The sequence below is a fragment of the Cylindrospermopsis sp. CR12 genome (assembly GCF_001432185.1).
Classification (GTDB): Bacteria; Cyanobacteriota; Cyanobacteriia; order Cyanobacteriales; family Nostocaceae; genus Raphidiopsis; species Raphidiopsis raciborskii.
The window spans coordinates 69,216-92,464 of sequence record NZ_LMVE01000043.1 but is presented as its reverse complement, the minus strand read 5'-3'; the positions used below and the strand labels follow the sequence as shown (position 1 = coordinate 92,464).

At 39.3% G+C, this 23,249-nt stretch carries 24 protein-coding genes; 13 read left to right on the top strand and 11 right to left on the bottom strand.

Annotated elements, in window-relative coordinates:
• Window positions 1-292: hypothetical protein (locus ASL19_RS18525; RefSeq protein WP_235528938.1), on the top strand; the 292-nt coding region annotated here is incomplete at its 5' end.
• Between the two features lie 179 nt (window positions 293-471).
• Here ASL19_RS18525 and ASL19_RS06240 read toward each other — a convergent pair.
• Entirely contained in the window at window positions 472-723 is a 252-nt protein-coding gene (locus ASL19_RS06240) for a hypothetical protein (RefSeq protein ID WP_057177674.1), read from the bottom strand.
• Between the two features lie 471 nt (window positions 724-1,194).
• Between ASL19_RS06240 and ASL19_RS18150 the strand changes: the two genes are divergently transcribed.
• From ASL19_RS18150 to ASL19_RS06195, 9 genes are all read left to right on the top strand, one after another.
• Window positions 1,195-1,362, top strand: coding sequence for a hypothetical protein (locus tag ASL19_RS18150; RefSeq protein ID WP_167379299.1), 168 nt, complete (start codon window positions 1,195-1,197; stop codon window positions 1,360-1,362).
• A gap of 488 nt (window positions 1,363-1,850) precedes the next feature.
• Window positions 1,851-2,030 (top strand): hypothetical protein, encoded by a 180-nt coding sequence (locus ASL19_RS06235; RefSeq protein WP_057177673.1) that lies wholly within the window; start codon window positions 1,851-1,853, stop codon window positions 2,028-2,030.
• Window positions 2,031-2,309: 279 nt separating this feature from the next.
• Window positions 2,310-2,597 (top strand): hypothetical protein, encoded by a 288-nt coding sequence (locus ASL19_RS06230; RefSeq protein ID WP_057177672.1) that lies wholly within the window; start codon window positions 2,310-2,312, stop codon window positions 2,595-2,597.
• 480 nt (window positions 2,598-3,077) lie between these two features.
• Window positions 3,078-5,228: a peptidase domain-containing ABC transporter gene (locus ASL19_RS06220; protein ID WP_057177670.1), complete on the top strand. Its 2,151-nt coding sequence runs from the start codon at window positions 3,078-3,080 to the stop codon at window positions 5,226-5,228.
• A gap of 41 nt (window positions 5,229-5,269) precedes the next feature.
• A complete protein-coding gene (locus tag ASL19_RS06215; protein ID WP_057177669.1) occupies window positions 5,270-6,670 on the top strand; it encodes an HlyD family secretion protein in 1,401 nt (466 codons plus the stop codon).
• Window positions 6,671-6,720: 50 nt separating this feature from the next.
• Complete coding sequence (locus ASL19_RS06210; protein WP_057177668.1) at window positions 6,721-7,485, top strand: hypothetical protein; 765 nt, start codon at window positions 6,721-6,723, stop codon at window positions 7,483-7,485.
• Between the two features lie 189 nt (window positions 7,486-7,674).
• Complete coding sequence (locus ASL19_RS06205; protein WP_235528937.1) at window positions 7,675-8,385, top strand: response regulator transcription factor; 711 nt, start codon at window positions 7,675-7,677, stop codon at window positions 8,383-8,385.
• Between the two features lie 53 nt (window positions 8,386-8,438).
• A complete protein-coding gene (locus tag ASL19_RS06200; RefSeq protein WP_057177667.1) occupies window positions 8,439-9,383 on the top strand; it encodes a hypothetical protein in 945 nt (314 codons plus the stop codon).
• A 62-nt stretch (window positions 9,384-9,445) separates the two neighbouring features.
• Window positions 9,446-10,402: a ribonuclease Z gene (locus ASL19_RS06195; protein ID WP_057177666.1), complete on the top strand. Its 957-nt coding sequence runs from the start codon at window positions 9,446-9,448 to the stop codon at window positions 10,400-10,402.
• Between the two features lie 21 nt (window positions 10,403-10,423).
• Here ASL19_RS06195 and ASL19_RS06190 read toward each other — a convergent pair whose 3' ends face one another.
• The 6 genes from ASL19_RS06190 to ASL19_RS06165 form a co-directional block, all read right to left on the bottom strand.
• Window positions 10,424-11,107 (bottom strand): hypothetical protein, encoded by a 684-nt coding sequence (locus tag ASL19_RS06190; protein ID WP_006276224.1) that lies wholly within the window; start codon window positions 11,105-11,107, stop codon window positions 10,424-10,426.
• A 204-nt stretch (window positions 11,108-11,311) separates the two neighbouring features.
• The gene (locus tag ASL19_RS06185; protein WP_057177665.1) at window positions 11,312-12,337 is read right to left on the bottom strand and encodes an Mrp/NBP35 family ATP-binding protein; all 1,026 of its coding nucleotides are present in this window, start codon (window positions 12,335-12,337) and stop codon (window positions 11,312-11,314) included.
• Window positions 12,327-13,340 carry a HEAT repeat domain-containing protein gene (locus tag ASL19_RS06180; RefSeq protein ID WP_057177664.1) on the bottom strand — a complete coding sequence of 338 codons (1,014 nt, stop codon included), beginning with the start codon at window positions 13,338-13,340 and terminating at the stop codon, window positions 12,327-12,329. Before ASL19_RS06180 ends, ASL19_RS06185 begins: the two co-directional genes overlap by 11 nt.
• 8 nt (window positions 13,341-13,348) lie before the next feature.
• Window positions 13,349-13,576, bottom strand: a complete 228-nt coding sequence (locus ASL19_RS06175) for a ferredoxin family protein (RefSeq protein ID WP_057177663.1) — start codon at window positions 13,574-13,576, stop codon at window positions 13,349-13,351.
• Window positions 13,577-13,593: 17 nt separating this feature from the next.
• Window positions 13,594-15,333: a fumarate reductase/succinate dehydrogenase flavoprotein subunit gene (locus ASL19_RS06170; RefSeq protein WP_057177662.1), complete on the bottom strand. Its 1,740-nt coding sequence runs from the start codon at window positions 15,331-15,333 to the stop codon at window positions 13,594-13,596.
• Window positions 15,334-15,419: 86 nt separating this feature from the next.
• Window positions 15,420-16,490 carry an aliphatic sulfonate ABC transporter substrate-binding protein gene (locus ASL19_RS06165; RefSeq protein WP_057177661.1) on the bottom strand — a complete coding sequence of 357 codons (1,071 nt, stop codon included), beginning with the start codon at window positions 16,488-16,490 and terminating at the stop codon, window positions 15,420-15,422.
• A 139-nt stretch (window positions 16,491-16,629) separates the two neighbouring features.
• On the opposite strand from ASL19_RS06165, the gene ASL19_RS06160 reads away from it, so the two are divergent.
• Window positions 16,630-17,667 carry a serine/threonine-protein kinase gene (locus ASL19_RS06160; RefSeq protein WP_057177660.1) on the top strand — a complete coding sequence of 346 codons (1,038 nt, stop codon included), beginning with the start codon at window positions 16,630-16,632 and terminating at the stop codon, window positions 17,665-17,667.
• Between the two features lie 95 nt (window positions 17,668-17,762).
• Here ASL19_RS06160 and gndA read toward each other — a convergent pair whose 3' ends face one another.
• Window positions 17,763-19,193 (bottom strand): NADP-dependent phosphogluconate dehydrogenase, encoded by a 1,431-nt coding sequence (gene gndA / locus ASL19_RS06155; protein WP_057177659.1) that lies wholly within the window; start codon window positions 19,191-19,193, stop codon window positions 17,763-17,765.
• Between the two features lie 195 nt (window positions 19,194-19,388).
• Between gndA and ASL19_RS06150 the strand changes: the two genes are divergently transcribed.
• Together ASL19_RS06150 and ASL19_RS06145 are read left to right on the top strand one after the other, a co-directional pair.
• Window positions 19,389-19,958: a Ycf66 family protein gene (locus tag ASL19_RS06150; RefSeq protein WP_057177658.1), complete on the top strand. Its 570-nt coding sequence runs from the start codon at window positions 19,389-19,391 to the stop codon at window positions 19,956-19,958.
• A 174-nt stretch (window positions 19,959-20,132) separates the two neighbouring features.
• Window positions 20,133-21,497: an NAD(P)/FAD-dependent oxidoreductase gene (locus tag ASL19_RS06145; protein WP_057177657.1), complete on the top strand. Its 1,365-nt coding sequence runs from the start codon at window positions 20,133-20,135 to the stop codon at window positions 21,495-21,497.
• A gap of 105 nt (window positions 21,498-21,602) precedes the next feature.
• Here the strand turns inward: ASL19_RS06145 and ASL19_RS06140 are convergent, their stop codons facing one another.
• From ASL19_RS06140 to rplL, 3 genes are all read right to left on the bottom strand, one after another.
• Window positions 21,603-21,830, bottom strand: coding sequence for a hypothetical protein (locus ASL19_RS06140; RefSeq protein WP_057177656.1), 228 nt, complete (start codon window positions 21,828-21,830; stop codon window positions 21,603-21,605).
• 141 nt (window positions 21,831-21,971) lie between these two features.
• Window positions 21,972-22,469 carry an SRPBCC family protein gene (locus ASL19_RS06135; protein WP_369814500.1) on the bottom strand — a complete coding sequence of 166 codons (498 nt, stop codon included), beginning with the start codon at window positions 22,467-22,469 and terminating at the stop codon, window positions 21,972-21,974.
• 331 nt (window positions 22,470-22,800) lie between these two features.
• Window positions 22,801-23,193 carry a 50S ribosomal protein L7/L12 gene (gene rplL, locus ASL19_RS06130; protein ID WP_057177654.1) on the bottom strand — a complete coding sequence of 131 codons (393 nt, stop codon included), beginning with the start codon at window positions 23,191-23,193 and terminating at the stop codon, window positions 22,801-22,803.
• Between the last annotated feature and the right edge of the window lie 56 nt (window positions 23,194-23,249).

The window sequence follows — 23,249 nt, the reverse complement described above, 5'->3', positions numbered from 1 at the left end:
GGTTGGATTGAGAAAACCCAACCTACGGGACTATATAATTATTCAAGGTTATACAGCAGATTCTTTTGTTATGATGTACTTCATGAAAGTGGAAAGTGCTGTATGTGTGTATCTCCCTGTTGGTTTGTTGGGTTTCGTTCCTCAACCCAACCTACGAGACTATATCAAAGGAATTTATGTTAAAAGAAGTCAATATTGGCACTTTGATAAAAAGCGATCGCACTTTTCATGGGGGTTGTCCCATGATTGCGGGAACTGGTGTTACCGTATGAAGAATAGTAATCTAGTATAAATTAGGTCGCTCCTGGTGTTTTTGCTCGACGATATTCCATATTATAATTGGTGGAATACAGGAGTATGTTTGGATCAATCCGTTGAAAAAGAATTTTGGTGTCAGACAGGGAATGAATTCCCTGTCTCACCATTGAGAGCGAAATGCGATCGCCTACCTCTAATTCATAGATAAACCGGTCAATTAATCAGAATCTGTCTTACCAGAATACTCATGACCTCCCCTGGGTTACTAGTCGGTATCGGATCACTCCAATCAGTTGCATGGGCATAACCAAGCACATGTAGATAGTGAATTGTACTAATAACAGTCTTCTTCGATCCAATTAACAGGTGCTTTAATGGTTCCCTGCGATCGCTTTCTGGAAGTACCGTAGAGCCAACTGCTGTAGTGTCATTAACATTGCCAATAAAATTCTTAGTCTGTGTCATAATTTGATTACCTCTGAGAAAGGGGTGTAAGGTGATCTGGAATTCTTGGCCGAACCGCCCGATCACCTTACTTTTAAGTATAAAACTAATTGAACAGATATGCAAGGGGTTTATAGAAAATAATTAATAAAATTTGTAAATCTTTTCGACTTGTCAAGCATAAATGGAAAATATAGGAATTTCTGACCCCCTGGTATCCCTTCCCTAGTTTTTTGTAGCTTGGGTTGGGGAAGGAAACCCAACTCAGGTCACATTTATATGTTTATTGTGTTGGTATAGACGTGGTTAAATATAACCCCAAGGATTTTTAGGAAATCCCCTGTTCTGGAAGTAGCAATTAAGTTGACTGAAAAGACTAATGATCTGGTTATTGGTTTATGTGTATGGTATGAGTTACCAATTAGGAATCTAGGAACCTAATTGCTTGAATCAGGGTGTGACCGTTCAATTGAGATTAAGGATAGTTTATCTATGAATTTAATCGACAATAACGTGCTATTCACCCAGGTTTTAGATAGAGAATCTGTTAGTATAAATGGTGGTAGTCTCTTGGAAATAGTTAATGTGCCTAATGACGTGCTAAATTACTTTCAGAATTTACTACCACAGTTAGAAAATTGGATTCTCGGATATCTTTAAGTAAAGGTAATTGAATTTGGGTTTCAGGTATTGGTGTTTGCGAGAACGCCTACCTGAGACTCAATTTTACCTATAAACTCTTTCCTAAGCGTTCTAGCTAAGTGGGTGGAATTAAATATAAGATGAACGTAGGTTGGGTTGAAGTATGAAACCCAACACCCGCATGGGTTACGCTACCGCTAACCCATCCTACAAATAATTGTGCCTCCCTACTTAAAGCTATAAATTAGATTGCCAACCTCAAGTTTTTAAAAATAAGGTTCCCAATTTCTTCATGGAAGTTGGGGATTTTTTGTGAGTAAGGGGGGATGTATTTTTGAGAAGTTGTTTTTCCTCAAGTTGGTAATTAGGTTGGTTGGAAATATCAATGATCTGGCTATTGGTTTCTGGATATTGTATTAACAAGCAAGCAGTTGAGGGACTTACAAAGAAGCAATCAACTTCTAGCTTAAAACAAATCTAATCACAAGATCAAGGAGTATTGTATCATGCAAGTAATCGAAAAGAACTCATTATTCGCTCAAGTTTCTGGTGAACAGTCTGCTGTTGTTAGTGGTGGTAATGCTGTCGTAGGATCTTGGGCATTTGTAACATTCCTGGCAAACGACGGCGCGTTAAGCTATGCTGAAGCTGTTGCAAGCATCATACTAACATCTCCCTATTTCTAACAAACGATTACGGATTAGTTGTTGATGAAGTCTTTACCAGCATCATATTTTCGCTAAAGTTTTACTGGACCGCTTCATCAAAGAGAGTAAGAAATAGACCATCTATCAAGATTAAGTTGGATCGCTAATTACTTCCTCTTGATTTCAGTTGGTATCTTGGAGTCATCTGAGTAAATCTCTCTGAGTGAGATTAAAGTCTGGGTTTCAGGTATTGATTTTTCATTCAAATCTCAAAACCTGAAACCCTTTCAATATGATGGTGTAAAAAACACAATTGTCATGGTCATGGAAAATAACCTATCATGTTTATTCACGGAACTCTCTGCTGAGGAAGCTTCTAGTGTTACTGGTGGAGATGCTATGAGCGGAGCTTACGTCATGGCGGCATTTTTTATTGCTAATGGTGGTGCTTTCTTAACTCCAGAACAGGCAATTGTGGTTATAGCTGTAACATTGACGGGTGCGGGGGGTGTGAGATCTAATTCTACTCTAAAATCTAGTTCTTCTAATTATTTTATGTCCTCCAATGAGTCCGAAAACTCTACTTCCAATTTCTTTGAACTTTAATAAAATCTTTTAAGCTCAGTTTGTTAAGTAGGGAGGCACAATTATTTGTAGGATAGGTTAGTGGTAGGGTAACCTGTGGGGGTGTTGGGTTTCGTTCCTCAACCCAACCTACGTTCATCTTATGTTTAATTCCACTCGCCCACTTAGTGGTAGGGTAACCTGTGGGGGTGTTGGGTTTCATTCTTCAACCCAACCTACGTTCTACTTTAATAAAATCTTTTAAGCTCAGTTTGTTATGTCCTCAATCATAACCAATCTATATATTGTGGCATATCAATATGCCACATTTTTTCGTTACCATCAAAAGTTCTCACAATCCTTTTTTCTGAAAACAGAAACTACTTCTACACAAACTATTAATGTCCTGGGTTTTTAAAAACCCTATTATGAAAACTACTCACTAAAATCTATACTCCCTATCTGTTACTAATCCAAAACAATGGGATTATATCCCACAAACATGATCAACATTGAATAATTATGAAATACCCCCATATTTCTCAACACAGTGAAGAAGACTGTGGCGCTGCTTGCTTAGCAGCGATCGCCAAATATTATGGCAAAAATTTCACTATCACTCGCATCCGAGAATCCGTGGGTACTAGCCAATTCGGTACCACCTTATTAGGTCTACAAAGAGGAGCTAAAACCTTGGGTTTTAAAGCTTCAACAGTCAGAACTTCACAAGAAATTCTCAAAAGATTAAACGAAGCACCCCTACCAGCAATCATTCATTGGCACGGAAATCACTGGGTGGTTTTTTATGGTAAAAAGGGTGAAAAGTATATAATCTCTGACCCAGGAGCAGGGGTACGTTACCTCTGTGAAGAAGACTTTATAGAGGGTTGGAATGATTGGTTAATGCTATTGCTAGAACCCAGTCCAGAAGAGTTTTTAAAAACAGAAGAAGATAAAATAGGTGGCTTTTGGCGTTTCTTTAAACAGGTGTGGAGTTTTCGGGGAATTCTCGCCCAAGCTCTACCGCTCAATTTATTATTAGGACTGCTATCTCTAGCTTCCCCCTTTTTATTACAAATTCTTACTGATGATGTGCTAGTACGGGGTGATACTAAATTACTCACAACTATGGTTATTGCTGTGGTTGTGATGAATCTTATTTCCAGTAGTCTATCTTGGGTGCAATCTAATTTAATCGCCCATTTTGCCCAACGTCTCCAATTGGGACTGGTGATGGAATTTGGTAGACAAATTTTGCACTTACCCCTGTCCTATTACGAAGCTCGTCGCAGTGGGGAAATTACTAGTCGTCTCCAAGATATTAAGCAAATCAATCAGTTGGTTACTCAAGTAGTTGTCAGTTTACCTAGCAAATTTTTTATTGCTCTGATTTCTCTTGGTCTGATGGCTTTTTATAGCTGGAAGTTAACTTTGGTGGCTATGGTAATTGCTGGGGTTATGACTATTACCCCTTTGGTGTTTCAACCTAAATTACAGCAAAAAACCCGGGAACTACTGGTTAAAGATGCGGAAAATCAGGGTGTATTGGTGGAAACTTTCAAGGGTGCTCTAACTCTCAAAACTACTACCGCTGGCAATCAATTCCTAGAAGAGTTCCAAGTTCGATTTAGCAAGTTGGCTAATTTAACTTTGGACACTATGCAAATTGGTATTATTAATAATACCTTTTCTGGCTTTATCTCCTCTATTGGTAGTATTATCCTCCTCTGGTTTGGTGGTCATTTAGTGATTAATCCTAGTGAAAATCTCAGCATTGGTCAATTACTAGCTTTTAATTCGATGAATGCTAATTTCTTGGGTCTCATAACTACTGTTATTAGTTTTGTCCAGGAATTTACCCGCGCCAAAACAGCAGTGCAAAGACTGACGGAAGTGATAGATACCACTCCAGAAAGTGACTATGATGGTAAAAAGCCTTTTGCTAAAATCGCTGATGATGCTAAAATCACTTGCACTAATATCAACTTTCATTATGCTGGGAGACTTGACTTATTAGAAGACTTTTCTTTAACTATTCCCGGTGGTCAAGTTGTGGCTTTAATCGGTAAGTCAGGATGTGGTAAAAGTACCTTGGCTAAATTAATCGCTGGGTTATATACCATCCAATCTGGAAATATTCGCATTGGACTCTATAACCAACAAGATTTGTCTTTAGAATCTTTACGTCAACAGGTGATTCTAGTTCCCCAGGAACCCCATTTCTGGAGTCGTTCTATTGTGGAAAACTTTCGGTTGGGCGCACCTCACGTTAGTTTTGAGCAGATTGTCCGAGCTTGTGAAATTGCTGGTGCTGATGAATTTGTCAGTAAATTACCCGCAAAATATCAAACTATATTGGGTGAATTTGGTGCTAATATTTCCGGTGGTCAAAGACAACGATTAGCTATAGCTAGGGCTATTGTTACAGATCCACCAATTCTAATTTTGGATGAGTCTACCGGGGGACTAGACCCGGTCAGTGAAGCACAGGTTTTAGATCAGTTATTTGAACATCGTCAAGGAAAAACTACTATTTTAATCACCCATCGTCCCCAGGTAATCAATCGTGCTGATTGGGTCATTATGTTGGATGGAGGAAAACTCCAATCCCAAGGATCTTTAGAAGAATTGAAATTCAGACGAGGGGAACACCAAGACTTTATTCTGCTTTAACTTAATCCCTACCCAATTACCCTTCACCCCATCTACCCAGTATGTTTTATACTCATCGACCTAAACTCATATCTTCTGTGGATAATCCCCAGTTCCTCCCTCCTGTTAGTCGTTGGACTTCTTTAGCAGGAATATTCCTAATTGGTACTGTTACTAGTGCTATTGCTCTTGCTTCTTGGGTGAAATATAACGTCACGGTAAAAGTGGATGCTGTGGTTCGTCCTATAGGGGAAGTTCGTGTAGTTCAACCGGAAGTAGAGGGAACTATTAAAAGTATTTTGGTCAAACCAAATCAAACGGTGAAAATAGGTGATGTAATTGCCTATTTAAATACGGATGATTTGCTTATCAAAAAAAGTCAGTTACAAGGTAATATCCAACAGGGTAATTTACAAATATCGCAAGTTTATGCCCAAATTCGTATTTTAGATCGGCAAATTTTGGCTGAAACTCAAGTTGCTCAAAATGCTATTACTTCCGCAAGGGTGGATTTGTTACGTAATCAAAGGGAATATCAAGAACAGCAGGTTAGCACCCAGGGTGAATTTTTAGCCGCTCAAGCTAATTGGCAAAAGGCTAAAGCTTCTTTAGATAAAGCTCGAGCAGATCTGAGTTTTGCCAAAATGGATAAGGAACGCTATCAGGAACTCTCCCAAATTGGAGCTGTGGGTAGACGGGAATTGGAGCAAAAAGCTTTGACTGTTCAGCAAACACAGTCAATCCTGGATACTGAAAGGAAATCTCTGGAAATGGCTAAAATTAAGGTTCAGTCAGCTCAAGTTGCTATTAATCCAACCCCAGCAGCAGTGATGATAGCACAGGAACGTATCGCTCAAGAAACTGCTAGGGGTGTGTCTAATATTGCTAGTCTCAATAAGGAAAAACAAGCTTTAATTGAGCGTCGAGTTCAATTAGAAACTCAGATTAAACAATCTATTAAGGAATTAGAGCAGGTAGAAAATCAGATGCGTAAAAGTATGATTTTAGCTACGAGTAATGGTATTATTCTCAAACTCAATTTACGCAATCCGGGACAGGTGATCCGTCCCAGTGAATCTATAGCGGAAATTGTACCTGATAGTTCGGATCTGTTAATTAGAGCTTTAATTCCTACTGAGGAAATTCAAAAGGTCAATATAGGTCAACAAGTTCAGTTACGGGTTGGTGCTTGTCCCTATCCTGATTATGGAACACTCCAGGGGGTGGTTCAAACTATTTCTCCTGATGTGATTACCAATCAATCTAATAATCAAGGAACGACTAATAGGATGGGGAATGGTTATTTTGAAGCTACGGTTAAACCAGCAAGTTTACAATTTGGTCATGGTCGACATCAATGTTATCTCCAATCGGGAATGGAGGTGAAAGCTGATATTATTTCTAAACAGGAAACTGCTCTGGAATTTATGTTCAGGAAAGCAAGGTTAATTACTGATTTGTAATTTTTGTCAGGTAGGGAATGGACAATAGACTAGAAAAATGGGTGTAGCTCATGGGTCTCAAAAAGGTCAAACTAGCATTAAATTGGTTGTTCTATAAACAATCTATAAAGTTATATGGGGAATCGGAAAAAATTCGAGATGATCTGTTGCAGGAGTCTTTTACTATCCGTCGCGGTTTGGAAGCATTGAAAATTCAACATTGTGATTTATTAAATAACCAAGTAATAGGTTATCCATCCCCAGGTTTTTATCCTATAAATTCTCAATTACTAACTGATTATTTGCCATATAATGAATCACTAGACCAATCAACTAACCAATCATTCAATACTTCAATTTCTGAACATATCAACAGGGTAGAAAACTTTCATCACTCCCTGGTTGAGTTAAGCGATCGCCTGTTTCCAATTTATATTGAAGAGAGTCTACCTTTATCCATTCAGTGTTTGGTAGATTCTTGTTTTCTTGCTCATCCTCACATATCAGTTGATTTTGACATGCCTAGTTCTTGGAGGAAGGAGTCAGCACAATTTAGTCTGCTGACTTTAAGAACTCTTCAGGAATTAATGTCTATAACTGTACCAACTTTTTCCGATCCTCTGTCAATTTATATAAATTTGAAAGACCGGAAAAATATTCGGGAATTAACTCTGGAAATTATTTATCCCGATATTTCTACTTTGTTATTTTATTCTGGGTTACCGGAATTAAAATATCTCAGTAGTAGCTGGGAATTTTTAATTTCTGGTAAATGTTTTTATCATATAGTCAATTACAAAGGTAACTACAAAATAGCCTGGTTTTTTTGCTGGTGAATTGAGGTAAATCCAGATAAATTAACAGAATCAAAATTCAGATCTTAGCTTTCTGACTAGCAGAATAGGTTCTAAATCTTTCTCCACAGTTCAGGAATTTTTCCCATGAGGGGTTAAATACCTCATCCCCAACTAAACAGAATCCATACAATTTATTAGGTAAAGGTTCACCATTTCTTAATGTTGAGAATGCAACATCAAATGCAACATTTATCACCTAATCAGTTAACTGACTCATCCACTAATAAACTGCTGAAGATCTTAGTTATTGATGACCACGAATCGGTTCTCAACGGGACGATTTACATTTTGCAAAAAAACTATCCCAGTGCTGAATTTATAACTGCAACGGATGTGCAAACAACTGTGGAACAGGTAACTAATAGACAACCAGATCTCATAGTTATGGATCTTTCCATACCTGAGAAACAGGGAATGACTGCTCGCACTGATAATGGTATTCAACTACTAAAGACCTTGATGAAACAACATCCCCATCTGAATATTGTTGTTCAAAGTGCCCACAGCAAAACCCTAGTGCGAATTCGGTTAGATATTGAGAGTCATCAAGGAGGTTTTACCATTGCTAATAAAAGTGTTTCTATTCAGGATATGTTGACCAGGGTTGATTGGGCATTACAAGGACTAACTCATACTAAGGATATTAAGGGAATTAACTCGGGAACGGAGGTAAAACCAGAGTGGTTAAAAGTTTTATATTTAGCTTTTGAACGGGGATTACAAGATAAAGCCATTGCTCAAGAAATGTGTGTGTCTGAACGAATGGTACGTCATTATTGGAATAAGTTACAAGATGCTCTCAATGTCTATCCAGAAGTCGGTAAAAATATTCGTATTCAAACGGAGAAACAAGCTAGGGAGGAAGGACTGATTGATTAGTCGATAACAGGAAGTGGGGAAGAAAAAACCGACTATGATCAAGGGCTAAAATTATGCAGTCTAAACCTTGGAAAAAGATTAGGGCATTTTTACCAATCAATCATTTATCAAACTATATATCTAACATTTACCAAAAACAGATTCTCAGTTATTTGGCAATTTTTAATTTACTGAGTATTACTTATCTAATAGTAAATTGGCATTATTTAAACTCTCCTGTTTTGGCAGTTTATATTATTATTGCCAATCTTCTGGAATTGATAATACTACAGCACAAAGATAAAAACCTAAAATCAGAAGTTAAATCCAGACAAACAATCATTGAGATTATTTTTGAAACCATCCATAATGGTCCCCTACAAACCCTAGATAGAATTTTAAGAATACTCAATCAAGTCAATCAGCAAGAATTCTCCCCACATACATTAATGAAAACCACAATTCCAGAATTAACCACAGAACTGGAAAAATTAAACCAAGAACTCAGAGGAATCTATGAATTTTGGCACCGAGAAACTATCTCTCCACACACTAACCTCTACCTAGATAAAAATCTAGTCATTAATTTAGAAGCTCCCCTACCAGAAATCCTCTATCAGGTCTATACCCATACCCTAGAACGAAATTTCTCCTGTTTTCAAACTATCAAATTAAAAGTCCGCAGTTTTGACCCACTGGATGAAACTGGGTTAACCCTGGAACATAAACGGGGAATTTGTCGTTTCTTGGAAGAATCACTATGTAATGTGGGTAAATATGCAAATGGAGTAACCTGTCTTAAAGTTACTGGTCTCTCATCTATGGGTTGGTACACACTTAGTATTGTCGATGATGGTTTAGGTGTGAACTCATGTAAAGAAGGAGAGGGGACAAAGCAGTTCAAATATTTAGCTCAACAAATTCAAGGTAAATTTCAGAGAATTCCCCAACATCCCCAAGGAACTATTTGTGAATTATCCTGGCCCACAAGTTCTGTGGTTGGGAGTCATCAAACTTAGCTATATTGAGAATATAATAGCTGAGTGTAGAACTTTGACTCAAAGGAAGGCTAAAAAACACTGTGCAGATCACATTTTTAGGGACAAGTTCTGGTGTACCCACAAGATCACGTAATGTTTCCAGTGTCGCGCTGAGACTACCTCAACGCGCAGAACTCTGGTTATTTGACTGTGGTGAAGGTACACAACATCAAATTTTGCGCAGTGACCTGAAAATTAGTCAACTGTCACGCATTTTTATCACCCATCTCCATGGTGACCACATTTTTGGCTTGATGGGACTTTTAGCTAGTTGTGGTTTAGCTGGTAATGTGGAACGGGTTGATATCTATGGACCTGCTGGATTAAATGAGTACCTGCAAGGTGCTTCACGTTATTCCCACACCCATTTTTCCTATCCTATCAAAGTCCATACTGTTCAACCTGGTGTGATTTACGAAGATGAGGAATTTACTGTCACTTGTGGAATGCTCCATCACCGCATTACTGCTTTTGGTTATCGTGTAATGGAAAAAAACAGATATGGGCGGTTTGATGTGGAACAAGCTAAAGCCCTACAAATACCTTCTGGACCAATTTATGGAAAACTTAAACGGGGGGAAACTGTCAAATTGGAAGATGGTCGAATCATTAATGGTAAGGAATTATGTGGTCCAACGGAAATTGGACGTAAGTTTGCCTATTGTACAGATACTGTTTATTGTGATGGTGCGGTTAAATTAGCTGAGGATGCGGATGTATTAATTCATGAAGCTACTTTTGCCCATCAAGATGCGGAAATGGCTTTCCAAAGACTACATTCTACCAGTACAATGGCAGCACAAACAGCTTATGTGGCTGGAGTAAATCAACTGATTATGACCCATTTTAGTCCCAGATATACTCCGGGAAATGACATTGAGTTGAAAGATTTACTTAAAGAAGCTCGTGCAATTTTTCCTAATACCATCATGGCTCATGATTTTATGGTTTATGACATACCCAGAAGAAGGGAAAAGGGATCTGGGGATCCTGATTAAGCTTCTGGCTTTTAATCCCTATTAAGGGTTATTTTTAGCGTAAACTAAAAGAGTTTTGAATTCTTCAACTAGGTGAATTTTTCCTTGTGCTGTAAAGGATTTGATGATTTCCTCCGCTTTACTATAACCGACGGATTTGGTGTAGAAGAGAATTTTTCCATTAGGATTCATTTTTCTGAGGAATAAATCCACCATGGATTCATCATTGTGATGAATAAAGGGAGCATCTTCAGGAAGATAAAATTCACCAATATGAAAGAGTGCTACCACATCTAACATGGGTAGGGAACGGTCATTAAGAGTGTAGATATCTGTGCACAGTACCTTATAGAATTTAGCCAAATGGCGGTTTTTACGACACATTTCTACGTACGCTTCATGTTCGGGAATTGAAGCAGTAATGCCAATAATTTCATTGGGTTTTGCTAACTTTTGATTTTCCAATCCCAGTATATGATGAGATCCTGTACCAAAATGAAAGATTGTTTGATCCTGAATATCATCCTTTTGTAGATACTCAATTAGTTCCAGGTCACATGGACACAAATGAGGTTGCAGTCCCCAGGAAGATTTGATGCGATAGAAGTCATTACCAACCCAGTGTGGTAAAACAGGTTGGGTTAAACTTAGGGAGTAGTATAACTGTGCCAGTTGTCGGTTTTTAAAAACAAGATCACGAACTGTTTTTCTTACGGAAGCAACCATCTGTTAAACCTCACTATTTTTTGAACGCAAGAATGAAGTGCTTCTACCAAAAGTCTCTAAGACCTGGTAGAAGCTCAATTACTCAGGAGCAAGTGTAGATATCACCGATGATCTGGTTAGCTGATTTCGTATTTTATTTATCCTAATGCTGGTTAGCTTAACATAGGAAAAATGCTCAAGGATGAAGATTTTGTGAATTTAGTATTATAAGTTGTTAAATGTTTTCCTCAGACCTTGGGCTATTTGTTCCAAAATTCGACTGGGTAAAAAGTGGCGATCGCCTAAAACAATTGGCAATCCGCGATCGCCACTCTCACAAATACGCTGATGAATGGGAATTTGTCCCAGTAAAGGTGCTTCTAGTTCTTCTGACAAGAGTTTACCACCGTCTTTCCCAAAGATGTATTGGGGAGCTTGGAAACTGTCTACATTTTCATTCAGTAAATAGCTCATGTTCTCAATAATCCCCAAAACAGGCACACCTACCTGACGAAACATGTATACACTCCGTCGCACATCCGCGATCGCCACTTGTTGGGGAGTTGTTACTAGAATCACGCCACAAATGGGACTTTCTTGAACGATTGTAATCTGGGCGTCTCCCGTACCTGGAGGTAAATCAATCAGTAAATAATCCATTTCTCCCCATTCAACCTGATGAATAAATTGGTTAATAATCTTATGCAAAACAGGACCGCGCCAAGCTAGAGGATGATCCGGTTCTGCTAATAAGCCTACTGACATCAGCTTTATGCCATGAGCTTCTAAGGGAATAAATCTTTGACCATCAGCAGTATCAGTTACAATAATCTCCGAATGTCCTAGTCCCATCATTTGTGGTATATTCGGTCCGTATACATCTGCATCTAATAAACCGACTTTTGCACCTGATAAACTCAATGCAGCTGCGAGATTAACAGCAACGGTGGATTTACCCACTCCTCCTTTACCGCTAGAAATACCTATGGTTCTGCGAACCTGGGAGATGGTGCGTATTTCTATATAGGTTTTCTTGCACCATCCTAGTTGGGAGAGTTTCGTCCTTACCTCTTCTTTTAGATCCAGTTCACAAGACCCAAGATAGAGACGTAAGTACACATAATCATCAATAATTCTCAGATTTCTCACCATCCCTAAACTCACTAGGTTATTATTTAGAATTGGCACATTAATCTGTTTGAGGAGTTGAATAACCTCGGATTTGCGGATATCTACCTGATCAATAGTCATGGATTTCTTTGATTTCTTCGTGAATAGTTATTTTTTCAATTGCTCCTTTTGCTTGAATGCTAACTTCTCGATCAGGATCATCCAGCATTTGTTTTAAAGGAGCGATCGCCAAGGGACTGCCAAGAGTAGCTAAGGCCATAACTACATCTTTCCTAACATCAGCATACTCATCAGCAAGCGCCCTAATCAAAGCAGGAATAGCAATTTCAGTCTTAACAGTTTGAAAAATCTTTTGTAAGGCTTGAGCTGCAAAGCGTCTTACTTGCCAATGTTCATCTGCGATCGCCTCAATTAGTGCTGGAATAGCTCCATCATTTCCATGAATTGCCAGAGATTTTGTCACATTACGTCGCACTTGCCAATCTGGATCTTCCTTTAGAGCTTTGATAAGACTAGAAATAACTTTGACATCGGTAAAGTGTCCTAAGGTTAAAGCAGCTTCACGACGGACAAAATCAATCGGGTCTTTTAGTAAACCTATTGCATTGGGAATAGTTTTAACTTGATTAAGATAGCGTAAGGTGGTAATTGCAGCTTCTCTTAATTCAGCATGATCTGATTCCAGAAATGGCAGTAAATAAGGTAAACACTGGGCATCATGGATTTTACGGAGGAGAATCAAAATGTTGCGCTGAATAAATATATTAGGTACATCATGATGTACACTATTTATCTGTAAAGCATCCAGCAAAAGCAATAGTGAGTCCTGAGAGACTAACTCACCTAAAGCTGATAGCGTAATTGTACGAATTTCCTCATCTGCTGAGCCAAGATGGGGAATTAGGTGAGGAACTGCTTGGGGATCTGCCAATTCCCATAGGGTGGCGATCGCTATTTTTTGCACAGCAGCACTCTCATCATTAAGCGCTGCCAAAATCACATCAATTACCTGTTCATCACCCAAGTGTTGGAGCGTTTTAATTGCCACCAGGCGATCGCTCAAATCTGGTGATTGTAATAATTCTATCCATTCCTGTAATTCAGGATTGCTGGTCGTAGGCATAAAAACTACTATCTTAATAAAAAAGGGATTTGTACAGTAATGGCATTAGTAGGACATTCTTTTTCACAGGGTAGACAAAACCAACATTCATCATATTTCATATACGCCTTACCAGTTTCAGGGTTTTTAGCCAAGACATCAAGAGGACAAACCTCAATACAAGCAGTACATTTTGATAAACATTTTGATTCATCCACAATTACAGGGGCATCGACACGTTGGTTAATTAAAGCCATAAATTTAACCTTGCTATTTAATTAGTACGGATATGATTTTCCATTGCCACATTATAGATATCTTTATCAATATCTACCTGCACAAAATAAGGAGACACAGGACGCTTAAACAACCTCATTTGTGCCGAATCATCTTTCTTCAAGTTCACATGACAAAACCACTCATAATTATTTTTCTCCGGATAATCCAAACGATAATGATAAAGTCCCCATCTTGTCTCCTTACGAAATAAGGAAGCTCGTGCAGCCATTTCCGCACAGTCACGGATAAAATGTACTTCCATACAGCGCATCAACTCGTGCGGATCGCAAGCTCCCATCATGTCAAGAGTTTGATGATACTCCTCAAACAAACGCAATCCAATTTCCATCTTATTGGCAGATTTTGGTGGTTGTAAATAGTCATTAACCAAACGACGTAACTTATATTCCACTTGAGTATGAGGAATACCACCAGGTCGTGTTAAATGAGAATAAATTCTTATTTTCTCCGCTGTCAAAAACTCAAGACTAGGTTCAACAAATTCAATACTTTCACTGTATTTCCCAGCTTCAATCCCAGCAATTCTGCCATATACAAACGCACCAATCATATAGTTATGAGGAACATTTGCCATATCACCGGCCGCATATAATCCCTTAACAGTAGTTTCAGCACGTTCATTAACCCACACACCGGATGCACTATGACCACTACATAGCCCTATTTCGGAAATATTCATTTCTATGCCATGGGTTCGATAGTTTTCCCCTCTCCCGAGATGAAAACGTTCTCTGCTGGGACGTTCATTTGACCAAAGAATGCGCTCAATTTCAGCAATTGTATCCCCATCAAGATGAGTCATCTTCAGTTGTATTGGACCTTTGCCAGAGTTTAACTCTTTCCACACCTCTAACATCATCTGACCACTCCAGTAATCACAACTGATAAAGCGATGTCCCTGAGCATTAACTGTGTGTGCACCAAATGGACCAGCTACGTATGCACATGCAGGTCCATTATAGTCCTTAATCAAAGGATTAATTTGAAAACATTCAATATTAGAGAGTTCTGCACCTGCATGATAAGCCATGGAGTAACCATCACCTGCATTAGTGGGATTCTCATAGGTTCCATAAAGATAGCCAGAAGCTGGCAAACCTAATCTTCCTGCTGCACCGGTGGATAAAATTACCGCTTTAGCCTGAATAACAACAAAATCGCCACTGCGTACATCAAAACCAACTGCTCCTATTGCTCGACCATCTTCCACTAATACCTTAGTGGACATAACTCGATTAGTCACTCGTACACCGTGACGCTTCACCTGTCGGGCCAAAATTGTCTTGAGATCTTTACCTTCTGGCATTGGTAAGACATATTTTCCCACACGATGCACCTGTTTAAGATCATATTCTCCTTGAGGTGTCTTTTGGAACTTTACTCCCCAAGTTTCTAATTCCTGGATCACCTCAAAACCCAGCTTACCTGTTTGGTAAACTGTCTGTTGCTCAACAATACCATCATTAGCTATGGTGATTTCACGCACATACTGCTCAGGAGTAGAATTTCCGGGAATGACCGCCGTATTTACACCATCCATACCCATGGCAATAGCACCACTGCGACGAATATTAGCTTTTTCTAGAATTAACACATCCCGTTGAGGATTTGCCTGCTTTGCTTTAATTCCCGCCATTGTACCTGCAGTACCACCACCGATAACCAAAACATCAGTGATTACTCTTTTGGTATTTATACTGTCAAAGATGGACATAATAACTGAATAACTGCGAATAGTTGAATAATTAAAGACACTACCCCCGATTTATCGGGGGACTTGTGCTGACATTGAGTTAACTCTTATGGAGTTTTTGCCTGGCCTTGTTCTTTCCAATCCCAAACTGCTTGTTTAACTACAATTGGCTCGGGAATTAATTTGAGTTTGGCAAAGGTATCAGCAATATTCTGTTGTTTGGCAATTACTTCTTCCGTCAGGGGAAAAATACCATAATCACGTCGTCTTTCAGCTTTTTCTAGGACAGCTGCATCCACACCAATAGCTGGAGAAAGAAACTTCGCAATTTCAGCAGGGTTTTTCTTAGCGTATTCACTCTCCTTTTTTAATTCAGCCAAAAGTGTATTCAGTGTCTCAGTGTTTTTGTCTATAAATTCCTGGGAAGAAAGATAGTACCCACGGTTGGGAGCTAATCCCTTGGCATTGGTTAGTAGTCTTGCACCTTCCGTTTCAATAGCTGCTAAATAAGGATCCCAAACCGACCAAGCGTCAACATTCTTCTTCTCAAAAGCTGCTCTAGCATCCGATGGTTTAACAAAGGAAAACTGCACATCGGTAATTTTTAAACCTACGGACTCTATTGCTTTTACCGCTAAGTAGTGGGCATTGGCTCCTTTCTGTACCGCTAGTTTTTTACCTTTGAGATCAGCAATGCTACGAATAGGGGAGTCTTTGTGAACAACAATACCTTCAGCTTCAACACCGTATGGATCATAGGCAACATATCGCACTGTTGAGCCTTTTGCTGCTTGAGCAAAAACAGGAGGTGCTTCACCCACGTATGCTACATCTATGGCACCAGCATTTAATGCTTCTACCATTGGTAATCCTGCAGGAAACTCGGACCATGTGACTGTTTTCCCTTTCTCCTTGAAAACATTTTCTAAGGTTCCCTTACCTTTGAGAGAAAAAAGAACGGTCGCTGATTTTTGAAAACCGATTCTCAGCGCTCCAGCAGTATTACTGGCTTTATTTTCAGCACTTGCTTCCGATGTGGGAGATGTATTGGCTCCGCTATTGTTAGTTTCATTAGCACAACCACTGATAAATAAACTAGCACTCATCGCAACAGCGGACAGTTTGGCCACGGTTTGCACTGATGGTAGCAAACCTTGGAAAATAGTTGTTTTCAACATTCAGATATCCCCCTAATCTACTAAAATTACTAGTATGTACCGTAGAATATCATGAATTGATGGAATCTGTCACCTACATCCCGTAGATAATCCAAATTACTTAAGATTTAAGATCAGTTAAATATTTAAAGAAGTAAACATGAATTACTGTTTCAATCCCCACTGTGATCAACCCGCAAACCCAGAAGGTGTTAATTATTGCCTAAATTGTGGTGCCAATCTACTTCTAAAAGAGCGCTATCGCTCAATTAAACTCATTGGACAAGGAGGATTTGGTAGAACCTTTTTAGCAGTGGATGAGGATAAACCTTCAAAACCATTTTGCGTAATTAAACAATTCTATACTCAATCATCAGGCAAGGACACACTCCAAAAAGCAATACAACTATTTAATCAAGAGGCTATTCGCTTAGACGAACTAGGAACCCATCCTCAAATCCCAGAACTGTTGGCTTATTGCACTCATGAGGATAGACAATATTTAGTTCAGGAATTTATTAACGGGTTGAATTTAGCACAGGAACTGGTGCAAAATGGTGCATTTACAGAAGACAAAATTCGACAGTTACTCATTGATTTATTACCGGTTTTGCAATTTTGCCATCACCACCAGGTAATTCATCGAGATATTAAACCAGAAAATATTATTCGTCGCACTAGTGATAATAAACTGGTTATAGTTGACTTCGGAGCAGCAAAATTAAATGTAGGAGAAACCAGAAATCTTACAGGGACGAGCATTGGCACTCCTGAATATGTCGCGCCAGAACAAATGCGCGGAAAAGCAATATTTGCCAGCGACATTTATGGACTGGGCGTGACCTGTATTAATCTGTTAACCAGGCGATCGCCTTTTGACTGTTATTATAGTCATGAAGCTACATGGATATGGAGAAAGTTTTTAAAAACCCCCATAACTGATGATTTAGGGCAAATAATAGATAAAATGATAGCCATCATTCCCAGTCAACGCTATCAAACCGTTACAGATGTAATAGAAGATTTAAAATTACAGTCTATTTCAACACCCAGCTCTATTTCTATCAAAAATACTGTCAATATTCCCACCACTATAATTAGTCCACCAAAACCACCCACATCCAATCAACCCCATATTCCAGATGTCATAGATCAAGAACTAGCAGAAATAAAATCTAAGTTCCTAGATAATGGTTAATAATCAACATGGGAAAAATCCTATAAAAAAGGGCGGGTTTTTCACCGCCCACAAAACTTTAGAAATGCTCAAAATCAAAGTCAACTTCCCAAGAATTACTTCTTAGCTTCAGCAATAGGAACCCACTCAGTATGGAAAGTTCCTTCTATATCAACCCGTTTGTAAGTATGAGCGCCAAAATAATCCCGTTGAGCTTGGGTTAAGTTTTGAGGTAATCTCTCCCGACGGTAGCTATCAAAATAATCCAGAGAAGCACTAAAAGCAGGAACAGGAATACCCGTCTTAGCAGCTGTGACAATAATTTCCCGCCATGCAGACTGTCTATCCAGAATTGTTTGCTTAAATTCAGGTGCTAACAACAAGTTAGGTAATGCGGGATTTTCGTCAAATGCTTTCTTAATCTTATTCAAGAAACCAGCACGAATAATACAACCACCTTTCCAAATTCGAGCCATTTCACCCAAATTCAGACCCCAATTATAGGTCTTAGAAGCAGTGGAAATTAATGCCATACCCTGAGCATAAGAACAAATTTTAGAACAATAAAGTGCATCCCGCACCATGTTCACAAAGGTTCTCGTGTCTTTAAATTGAGTGGGAACAGGACCTGTTAATTGTTTAGATGCAGCAATTCTCTCCTCCCTAATAGAGGAAATAATTCGAGAATTCACCGCAGCAGTAATTGTAGGAATAGCAACCCCTAACTCTAAAGCAGTTTGCACGGTCCAACGACCAGTACCTTTTTGCCCTGCAGCATCAACAATTAAATCTACTAAGGGTTGTTTAGTCCCAGGATCAACGTAGGGGAAAATATTGGCTGTAATCTCAATCAAAAATGAGTTCAGCTCGTCTGTTTGATTCCACTCTGTAAATACCTGATGCAGTTGGGTAGCATCTAGTCCACCAACGTTCTTGAGTAAATCATAAGCCTCTGCAATTAACTGCATGTCGCCATACTCAATCCCATTATGAACCATTTTCACGTAGTGACCAGAACCACCGGGCCCAATATAAGTCACACAGGGACCATCATCAACTTGTGCAGCGATTCTGTTAAAAATTGGTGAGAGATACTCATAAGAACTTTTTGTACCACCTGGCATGAGTGAGGGACCATTCAATGCTCCCTCTTCACCACCACTTACACCCATACCAATGTAGCGTAAACCAGTGGGTTCTAATTCTTGGGTACGTCTTTCCGTATCTTCAAACCAAGAGTTACCACCATCAATAATGATGTCTCCTTCTTGAAGTAATGGTTTCAGCTGTTGAATAACTGCATCAACAGGTTTGCCAGCTTGTACCATTACTAAGATTTTACGAGGACGTTCCAGTGAAGCAACAAATTCTTCTAGGGTAAAGGCTGCCTTAACGTTTCTGCCACCAGCTCGGTTTGACATAAACGCATCTGTTTTTTCTCTAGATCTGTTGTAAACTGCAATTGGAAAGCCATTACGCTCGACATTGAGGGCAATATTTTCGCCCATAACGGCTAATCCAATTACGCCAAAGCTTTGTAGTGTCATAGTTGTTTTTGGGTTTGGCTAACTCTTGCAGATGCTTTCATCTTTAAGGGTAATCCGAGATTTTCGGTTCACTTCTAAAGAAGACATTAAGAGTTGATGTGTAAGACAATAAACCATAACTACTAAACTCTAGAATCTGATTTTGATTTGTATTTTCCCGAACAGATAAAACTTATAGGACAGGAGTTGCAAAATATGCTTGTTTATATTCTATCGTTGGTAGTGGCAATTGCCAGTTTAACTATTTACGCCAGTGCTTTCTTTTTCCCGGAAATTCACCGCAAAAACGATTTTATTTGGAGCGGGGTTGGTTTGTTTTATGCTTTGGTATTATGGGTTTTTGCATCCCGCATTACCGGGGGTCTATTACTGGGTCATGTAGCTAGTGTGTCACTTTTGTTATGGTTTGGTGGGCAAACTCTTTCTTTGCGTGGTCAACTTGTCTCCAAGGGAAAGCCAACGTCAGTTCCCACTGCACAACCGGAGATTAAGGGGATTCAGCAACCAGTATCTAAGATATCTTTACTGGAAAAGCTGCAACAGCTACCATCATTAATTATTAGGCCGTTTAATGGTCTTATAGTCAAGGTTCAGCAAGTGGTTTTTAAAAACCCCTCTGTAAATACTAAAATATCCCCGTCACCCACTCCTGAACCACCCGCTCCTGAATCACCCGCTCCTGAACCACCCGCTCCTGAATCACCCACTTCCGAACCACCCGCTCCTGAACCACCCGCTCCCGAATCATCTAATCCCCAATCCTAGACGATTGGAAGCATAGCTTTAGCCAGTATTCTCCAGATCCTTTCTCTCTTGAGTAGTGTTAATCACTTTTAGAATTTTGTCAATGGTTTCAAACAAACGGCACAATCTCTAATAAGTTTGTTAGATATTTGTTAAGAAAAGTTACGTAATTCTTAACAAAAGGGAATAATTCTTATGGTTGTTTCACCAGCAAAGAATAAACAACATCATGTTGTTATCATTGGAGGAGGATTTGGGGGACTTTATGCGGCAAAAACCCTCGCTAATACCAACGTAAATGTCACTCTTATTGATAAACGAAACTTTCATCTATTTCAGCCACTTTTATATCAAGTTGCTACGGGCACATTATCACCCGCTGACATTTCCGCACCACTCCGTTCTGTTTTTAGAAACATCAAAAATACTCAAGTGCTGCTAGGAGAAGTCACCGATATTGATCCCAAAGGACAAAAAGTTTTTCTGGGTGGAGAAGTAGTACAATACGATACACTAGTCCTAGCCACCGGTGCTAATCACTCTTATTTTGGTAAAGACCATTGGAAAGATTTGGCTCCAGGTCTAAAAACCGTAGAGGATGCTATAGAAATGCGTCGGCGGATATTTTCTGCTTTTGAAGCAGCAGAAAAGGAATCTGACCCAGCAAAACGCCGCGCTCTATTGACCTTTGTCATCGTAGGTGGTGGTCCTACAGGAGTAGAATTAGCAGGTGCGATCGCAGAATTGGCTTACCAAACCATGAAGGATGAGTTTCGTAGTATTAATACATCAGAAACCAAAATATTACTACTACAAGGGGGCGATCGCCTGTTACCACATATTGCACCGGAGTTATCAGAAGAGGCAAAACTCTCCTTACAAAAGTTGGGTGTAGAGATTCAAACTCAAACCAGAGTAACAAACCTAGAAAATGATATTGTTACCTTCAAAACTGGGGAACGGATTCAGCAGATTGCTTCCAAAACCATATTATGGGCCGCTGGTGTTCAAGGTTCACCCATAGGCAAAATCCTAGCAGAAAGAGCGGATATTGAGCGAGATTTTTCTGGTAGGGTAATTGTAGAACCCAATCTGACCATTCCAGGGTTTAAAAACATTTTTGTGATTGGGGATTTAGCCAGCTTCTCCCATCAAAATGGCAAACCTTTACCCGGTGTCGCACCAGTGGCCAAACAGCAAGGCGAATATGTGGGTACTCTAATTTTACTGAGATTACAAGGTCAAACTTTGCCAGAATTTAATTACAATGATGTGGGCAGTTTGGCCATGATTGGGCAAAATTTAGCCGTAGTAGATTTAGGTTTTATCAAGCTGAAAGGTTTTATTGCTTGGGTATTTTGGCTAGTGGTTCATATCTACTTCTTAATTGAGTTTGACACTAAATTAGTAGTGGTTTTCCAGTGGGCATGGAATTATATTACTCGTAATCGTCGCTCTCGATTAATTACAGGTAAAGCAGCTTTTTTAGAGACACAAACTATCAACAACAATAATCCCTATCAAGCAGCAGAAACTGCACAGCATACAGTTAAAGTATAGGTTTTTTGTAGTTGTTGAATTATATTTAGCCAGAACGCCTATCCAGCAATCACTTTTACCCATGAAACCTGTCTATAGCGTTCTGGCTCACTCCCCCGGGTGACTTTACAAGTAAGTGCTAAATTTGATGCTTTCTGGATCACCCCAATCATTTGTGGTTGGACTTGGGAACTCATAGTCCCTATAATCACTGGGATAGTCCTTTAATTGTATCCCATATTCTTGTGGGTCGTCCAGTTCTAAATCCTTACACCAGCATCCGCTGAAACTAGGTTTTAAAAACTGATATTCTCCAATAAGTTCGGTGATCTCCTCTTTTAGGTCAACTGACATAGTTTTTACCCCCTTAATTAATGTCAAATGTCACTTTTTGAGTTGGTAAACACCATACTATGGAGTTATAAGGGAATTATAAGGAAAAATAAGTAGCACAGTTAAGAAATATTGCCAAAATGAGTCCCAATATTGTTTCACTTACCAACTAGCTCTTTGACGAATTGCTAGAAGGTTACACTGTAGGTCATTGGCTAGGCGATTTTCAATGATCCCTATTGGCATAGTTAGCTTTGGCCAAACTCGAATTGTGTAGCACAAATCGGTTCCCTCTCCAGTTCCCAATTTATAAGGTTTTAAGCTCCAAAAACCAGAAAAACCTTTGAAGTCACCCTCTACCATTGCAAATTTGATTAATTTAGGAAAAATCTCTTCCAAGTCTAGCACCACACGGGCACAAAACTTAAAGTTCAGCAAGCACTGAGACCCTATCTGTTCTAAACGTATACCACCATCAGGATGTTCTATCAAAGAACTTTTGGTCAAGTTAGGTATAAACTCCACCAGGGATTCATAGTCGGTGAGGATTTTCCATACCTTTTGTACTGGTTGGTGGATTTGCACTCGAGCGGTAATTTGTCTTTGTCTGTCGGATAGTTTTTCTACCTGGATGCTAACCCCATCTGAATTTTGCTCCAGAGCATTCTTATCCTTTGACCGGATGATATTTGGAGAACCAAGTTGGTTTTGTGTCGTCACTTTTGAGAATTTGAATGATTTACTGGGTAAAACTAAGATAGACAATCTCAACACTTGATTTGAGAATAGGAATGGAGAATTAAAATCTCAAAAAGGTCATCCACTATCCTTTCCTAATATTAACAGCATCAGGTATAATTTCCGTTCTTCCAAAGCCTAGTTGGTTATTTTTTTTGTTTAAAGTGCTTCACATTTCTTAATGTTCTGGACCTGTGGATTGAGAAAGCCTACACTGTGACCTGTGAGTACAGTGCAGGCTCGCGTCACCATGCTACTTAATGGTTACCTTACCGCCAGCTTCAGTAATCTTCTTACTAATGTCGTCAGCGGATTCCTTGTTGACACCCTCTTTAACCGCTTTAGGAGTAGACTCTACTAACTCCTTAGCTTCTTTCAGGCCTAAACCAGTGATTTCACGCACAATCTTCAGAACTGCGATCTTCTTATCAGCAGGTACTTCTTGCAGAATTACATCGAATTCAGTCTGCTCCTCGACTACTTCTGCTGCTGCTGCTCCACCGGGTGCGGCCATCATCATCATCCCACCAGCGGGTGCTGCAGCACTTACACCAAACGCTTCTTCAATCTGCTTAACCAGTTCCGCAGCTTCCAACAGGGTCAAGGATTTTAACTGTTCTAAAATTTGATCGGTTGCAGTAGACATTGATATAACTCCTAAGAAATTGTCGTTTTTGTTGATTAGTGGAAATAAGAAAGGTA